Raw genomic sequence first — 6021 nt, 5'->3', positions numbered from 1 at the left:
CACGACCTGGAACTAAGCGAAGAACAACGCATGATCCGCGATATGGCTCGCGATTTTGCCCGCCATGAAATCGCCCCGCATGCCGAAGCATGGGCCAAAGCTGGTTGGATCGACGACACGGTGGTAGCCCGCATGGGCGAGTTGGGCCTACTGGGCATGGTGGTGCCCGATAGCTGGGGCGGCTCCTATACCGACTACGTGGCCTATGCCTTGGCGGTAGAAGAAGTGTCCGCCGCCGATGCCGCCACCGGCACCTTGATGAGCGTGCATAACTCGGTGGGCTGCGGCCCGGTGCTCAACTACGGCAGCGAGGCACAGAAGCAAGCATGGCTGGCGGCGCTGGCCAGTGGTGCCGCGATTGGCTGCTTTTGCTTGACCGAGCCGCATGCCGGTTCTGAGGCCAACAATCTGCGCACTCGCGCCGAGTTACAGGACGGCAATTGGGTGCTGAACGGCGCCAAACAATTTGTCAGCAACGGCAAGCGCGCCAAGCTGGCCATCGTGTTTGCCGTGACCGACCCGGAGCTGGGCAAAAAAGGCCTGTCGGCGTTTCTGGTGCCCACCGACAACCCCGGTTTTGTCGTCGACCGCAGCGAAAAAAAGATGGGCATCAAAGCCTCGGACACCTGCGCCGTCACCCTCAACAACTGCGTGATCCCCGAAGCCAACCTGTTGGGCCAACGGGGCAAAGGGTTGGCCATCGCCCTGTCCAACCTCGAAGGCGGCCGCATCGGTATTGCCGCGCAGGCGCTGGGCATTGCCCGGGCTGCGTTTGAGGCCGCGTTGCTGTATGCCCGTGAACGGGTGCAGTTCGGCAAGCCGATCATTGAGCACCAAAGCATCGCCAACAAACTGGCCGATATGCACACGCAGATAAACGCCAGTCGCTTGCTGATTCTGCATGCCGCACGCCTGAGAACGGCCGGACACCCGTGCCTTTCCGAAGCCTCGCAAGCCAAACTGTTCGCCTCGGAAATGGCTGAGCGCGTGTGCTCCGACGCCATTCAAATTCATGGCGGTTACGGCTATCTGGAGGACTACCCGGTTGAGCGCTACTACCGTGATGCGCGCATTACGCAGATCTACGAGGGCTCCAGTGAAATTCAACGGCTGCTGATCGCTCGCGAGTTGGCCAACTACGCCCTGTAACGCAGAACCAGAAAAACCAGGCAAAAAAAACCGCCCAGAACGGGCGGTTCAACTGAGCAGGAAGCTCAGAACGTCCATGCTATTTATTGGAATAACGAACTAATGGATTAGCGAATGCTGAGCGCGCGCGGATGGCGGTTGTAGAAACCTACGTAGGTGCCAGCCGACCAACAGAAAGCTACCGGCAACAGCAAGGGCCAGGCACAGCACAATCAACCAGTAGGTCGCGGTATAGGCCGCGAGAGTCTGCTCCAGGCTGTCCTGCTGCCAGCGACGGGTGAGCGCGATGAAGTCGCCGACCTCTTTGCTGACGTCGACGACTCGCGGCGCCAAGTCACGGTCATAGAACTCAACAGCCTGACCAAACTTGCTTGTGTTGAGCAATGTGCGGAACTCATCTTGCTCACGCATCAACCGCGACACGCTGTTTTGCAAGGCAAAGAATGTGCTGCGTTGAACGTCGCCTAGGTTCAACGCCGATAGCGTGGTTATCTCAGAAAAAATCTGCGCCATATAGCTGTGAGCGCGTATGAGCTCGGCGGAATCTGCCTCGCTGTTGTCAGCTTGCAAACGAAGCGTTTGGTCGCTGACGCCCAGCGCCGAAAGATTGCTTTGCAGCTCAACCAAACCACGGCTGAAGGGCATTGTTTGCGTCTGAATATCCATGTTGGCATCGCGCAACACAGCAGCCTGCTGTACGGCAGCGAAGCCGGCCAACAGCAAGATCAAAAGGAACAACAGGAAAGATAAAACAGGCCAGATAGAACGACCGGGGTTGGAGGGGGTGTTGGGGTGCACGGTTAAATTCCCTTTAGTAATTCGAACAAAACAGAAACGCCCGAACTGTTACCCGTTCAACGGCGTCCCTGCCAACTGAGCCCTTAAAAATGAATTGCCAAGACCACCACTGCGCAGCCACTCAACAAAAACATCTGCGAATTGAAGATCCTGCCACCTTACCTCTGCGCATCGCTTGGCAATTCATACCCAAGGGGTAACTGGGTTGACGACCTGCGTCGTCGAGAGAAATTAAACGCCTGGCGGGCCAGTGGACGAAATCGGAAGCCCCCGACACAGCCGTAGGAAAATCCTATTCGATTGGCTAATTTCCGGCCTCTTGCAGGCCATGTCCCACATGGCTAACAGCAATTCGCGCAAACACTGCTATTCACATCACGCCCTGTTGGGCAAACTCTCAGCGCTGTGCCAGGTCTCACCCTCACTTCCCGCCAGCCGCTAAGGGCCCGTTGTGACTGCTGCTCCCGCCTCTACCCCGCTTACTCCTGCGCAACTGCGGCAAATCCTGATGGGGCTGTTGCTTGGGATTTTTCTCTCGGCACTTGACCAAACTATCGTTGCCGTCGCCTTGCCGGAAATCGCCCTGCAGTTGCCCGGTAGTGAAGTGCTGGCTTGGGTGGTGTCGGCCTATATGTTGGCCATGACCATTTCCACGCCGTTCTTTGGCAAGCTCGGCGACCTCTACGGCCGGCGGCGCTTGCTGCTGATATCCATCGGCCTGTTTGTCTTCGCCTCGGTGCTTTGCGCCATGGCTCAAGATATGTGGCAACTGGTTGGCGCCCGCGCCCTGCAGGGCATTGGCGCTGGCGGCATGATCGCCACCATTCAGGCGTTGATCGGTGACTTGATCGCCCCCGCCGAGCGCGGGCGCTACCAGGCCTGGTTCAGCGGTATGTTTGCCCTGGCCAGCCTGATCGGCCCGCCTCTGGGTGGTTTGCTTAGCAATCAGTTGTCGTGGCGCTGGGTGTTCTGGATCAACCTGCCGGTGGGTCTGTTGGCGATGTGGCTGTGCCACAAGCGCCTGGCCGGGCTGGCGCAGGTAAGGCGCAAGGCACAGCTTGATTACTTGGGCGGCGTGCTGTTGCTGATTGGGTTAGGCAGTTTGCTGTTGCTGATCACACGCCTGGGTCAGGAACGCCAGTGGCTAACGCTTGCAAATGGCATCGGCCTGGCGGTGGCGCTTATCGGTTTGCTGCTGTTTGTGCTGCAAGAGCGCCGTGCTACCGAGCCGGTTATTCCCCTTGAGCTGTTTCGCATCGGCCCGGTACGCGCCGGTTGGTGCCTGCTGTTTTTCGCCAACTTTCAGGCCGTGGCATTGGCGGTGTTATTCCCCCTGCACGCCCATGCCCAAGGCGGCGCGGGCACAGGTGCCAGCCAATTGATGGCAATTGCCATCGGAGCGCCGTTGGGCGCGTTTATCGGCGGGCGCCTGAGTTCGCAATTGGGCCGCTACAAACCTTTGATCCTCAGCGGCAACTTGCTGTTGCCTGCGGCGTTAGTGGCCTTGGCGTTTCTGCCGGCTGCGCTGGAGATGCTCAGCCTGCCGCTGCTGGTGTGCTGCGGCGTGGCGTTGGGCTTGCAGTTCCCCACCTCGATGGTGGCCGTGCAAAGCGCCGCGCCGGTTAGCCATTTGGGCGTGGTAACGGCAGCCTGCGGTATGTTCCGTGGGCTTGGCGGGGCGCTGGGGGTAACCCTGCTTTCTAGCCTGCTGTGGCACCTGCTGCCCAGCGTCGACCCGGAACATATCAGCGCCAGCCTTGGCCTGGTTGATAGCGAACAACTGCGCCTGGCCTTTCGCGATTTACTTCTGCTGGATGCCGCCATTGCGGCCATACCGCTGCTGATCGCCCTGTTTATGGCCGACAACCGTTTGCGCCATCGCCTGCCACCGGCGGCCAGCGCCGACTGATCGGCGGAATCCCGCCCGCCGGTGGCGGGATCTGGCCAAATTCAGCCCTCACCGGTGCCGCAAAATCGTCTACAAGCCCCGCCCTGCGGCGCCTTGCCGCACCTGGCCCCGGTCTTGCTCTGAGCCTTTCCGATTGAAAACTGGAAATGGTAAACCGATGAAAAAGTTGTTGTTATCCCTGTTGTGCCTGGTTGTGGTGGGCTGCACGAAAACCCCTGAACCAGAAAAAACCGTCGACGTGCTGCTGATCGGCGGCGGCATTATGAGCGCCAGCCTGGGCACCTACCTGAAGGAGCTGGAGCCGGGCTGGAGCATCGATATTTACGAGCGCATGGGCCAGGTCGCCGAAGAAAGCTCCAACCCCTGGAACAACGCCGGCACCGGCCACTCGGCCTTTTGCGAGCTGAACTACACCCCGGAAATGGCCGACGGCACCATCGACATCAGCAAAGCGGTGGCGATCAACGAGTCGTTCGAAATCTCCAAGCAGTTCTGGGCCTATCAGGTTGAGCAGAAAGTGCTGAACAACCCGCCCTCGTTTATCAACAACGTGCCGCACATGAGCTTTGTCTGGGGCGACGACAACGTCTCCTACCTGCACAAGCGCCACGCCGCCTTGCAGCACAGCTCGCTGTTCCGTGGCATGGAATATTCCGAAGACCCGGCACAGATCAAACAGTGGGTGCCGCTGGTAATGGAAGGCCGCGCCGAGGGCCAGAAGCTCGCCGCTACGCGCATGCCGATTGGTACCGACGTCAACTTCGGCGAAATCACCCGCCAGCTGTTCGGCTCGCTGACCAGCCGCCCGGACGTGGCCCTGCACCTGCAACATGAAGTACGCGACATCGTGCGTAACGACGATGGCACCTGGACGGTGGTAGTCGCCGACCTCGGCAACGCTGAACAACTGAAAAGCGTCAAAGCCAAGTTTGTATTTATTGGTGCCGGCGGCGGCGCGCTCAAGCTCCTGCAAAAATCCGGCATTGCTGAGGCCGACGGGTATGCCGGTTTCCCGGTCGGTGGCGAATTCCTGGTCACCAAGAACCCGCAAATCGTTGCCCAACACCAAGCCAAGCTGTACGGCAAAGCCTCGGTCGGCTCGCCACCGATGTCGGTGCCGCACTTGGACACCCGCGTGATTGATGGCCAGAAAGCGCTGCTGTTCGGCCCCTTCGCCACCTTCTCCACCAAGTTCCTGATCAATGGCTCGCTGTGGGATATGTTCAGCGCCATGACCTGGCACAACGTGATGCCGATGGCCAACGTGGGTGTGGATAACACCCCGCTGACCACCTACCTAATCGGCCAGTTGATGCTCAGCCAGGACGACCGCATGGCCGCCCTGCGCGAATACTTCCCTAACGCGCAAGACTCTGACTGGGAACTGGTGCATGCCGGCCAGCGCGTGCAAATCATCAAAAAAGACCCGGAGCTCGGTGGCGTACTGCAATTCGGTACCGAAATCGTCAGCTCGGCCGATGGCAGCATTGCCGCGCTGTTGGGTGCGTCGCCAGGCGCCTCGACCGCCGCGCCGATCATGCTTTCGGTGCTGGAAAAAACCTTCAAAGAGAAAATCAAGACGCCCGAGTGGCAAGCCAAGCTGAAGGAAATCATTCCCTCGTACGGCCGCAAGCTCAACAACGACCTGGAGCTGACCAACAGCACCCGTGCCTGGTCCAGCGCTCGCCTGCAACTGCCATTCGTGCAAGTGCAGCCCGATGCCGACCCTATGGCTGACGCGCTGTAACGCCCTGCTCTAACCTCGCTAAAAAAGGCGCCGGCCGCTCTGGCTGGCGCCTTGTCTCCCCCACCCGAGCACTCGTGCTTGCGGCCCTCAGGCATGACCGGCACACTGCCGGCTCGCAGGCACATCGCCGCCACAACTGGAGACACCCATGCCTGTAATGGATACCGACAAACGTATGGCCGCACGCACTTTTATCCTGGGCCATACGGATGCGCTGAGCTGCACGGTTTACCGCCTGGACGAGACCGACCCGGAAGCCGAAGAAGAAGACCTTGGCGACGGCAAGGTACTGTTCAACGGCCAATTCCAAGCCCCGGTAGAGTGGGACGCCGAAGCGCGTGACGACTTCTACGGCGACGCCGACCCAAGCCTGTTTTTCAACGCCTTTATCGAAAGCGAAGCCAAACCTGGCAGCAAG

General features: G+C 59.7%; 4 protein-coding genes and 1 pseudogene. 4 read left to right on the top strand and 1 reads right to left on the bottom strand.

Annotated elements, in window-relative coordinates; translation table 11 throughout:
- Window positions 1-1149: acyl-CoA dehydrogenase family protein (locus AAAB16_RS21035; RefSeq protein ID WP_340665083.1), on the top strand; the 1149-nt coding region annotated here is incomplete at its 5' end.
- A 99-nt stretch (window positions 1150-1248) separates the two neighbouring features.
- On the opposite strand, the gene AAAB16_RS21030 is transcribed toward AAAB16_RS21035, so the two are convergent.
- On the bottom strand, window positions 1249-1947 hold the full coding sequence (locus AAAB16_RS21030; protein ID WP_340665082.1) for a hypothetical protein: 699 nt from the start codon (window positions 1945-1947) through the stop codon (window positions 1249-1251).
- Between the two features lie 508 nt (window positions 1948-2455).
- On the opposite strand from AAAB16_RS21030, the gene AAAB16_RS21025 reads away from it, so the two are divergent.
- The 3 genes and pseudogenes from AAAB16_RS21025 to AAAB16_RS21015 all read left to right on the top strand — a co-directional run.
- Window positions 2456-3856 carry an MFS transporter gene (locus tag AAAB16_RS21025; RefSeq protein WP_340665084.1) on the top strand — a complete coding sequence of 467 codons (1401 nt, stop codon included), beginning with the start codon at window positions 2456-2458 and terminating at the stop codon, window positions 3854-3856.
- A 157-nt stretch (window positions 3857-4013) separates the two neighbouring features.
- Window positions 4014-5603 carry a malate:quinone oxidoreductase gene (locus tag AAAB16_RS21020; RefSeq protein ID WP_340665081.1) on the top strand — a complete coding sequence of 530 codons (1590 nt, stop codon included), beginning with the start codon at window positions 4014-4016 and terminating at the stop codon, window positions 5601-5603.
- A 148-nt stretch (window positions 5604-5751) separates the two neighbouring features.
- Window positions 5752-6021 (top strand): annotated as a pseudogene (locus AAAB16_RS21015) (hypothetical protein); the annotation flags it as partial.

It is taken from the genome of Pseudomonas sp., from assembly GCF_037994325.1.
Classification (GTDB): domain Bacteria; phylum Pseudomonadota; class Gammaproteobacteria; order Pseudomonadales; family Pseudomonadaceae; genus Aquipseudomonas.
The sequence above is the reverse complement of the archived record's forward strand: the minus strand, read 5'-3'. Positions and strand labels throughout refer to the sequence as shown.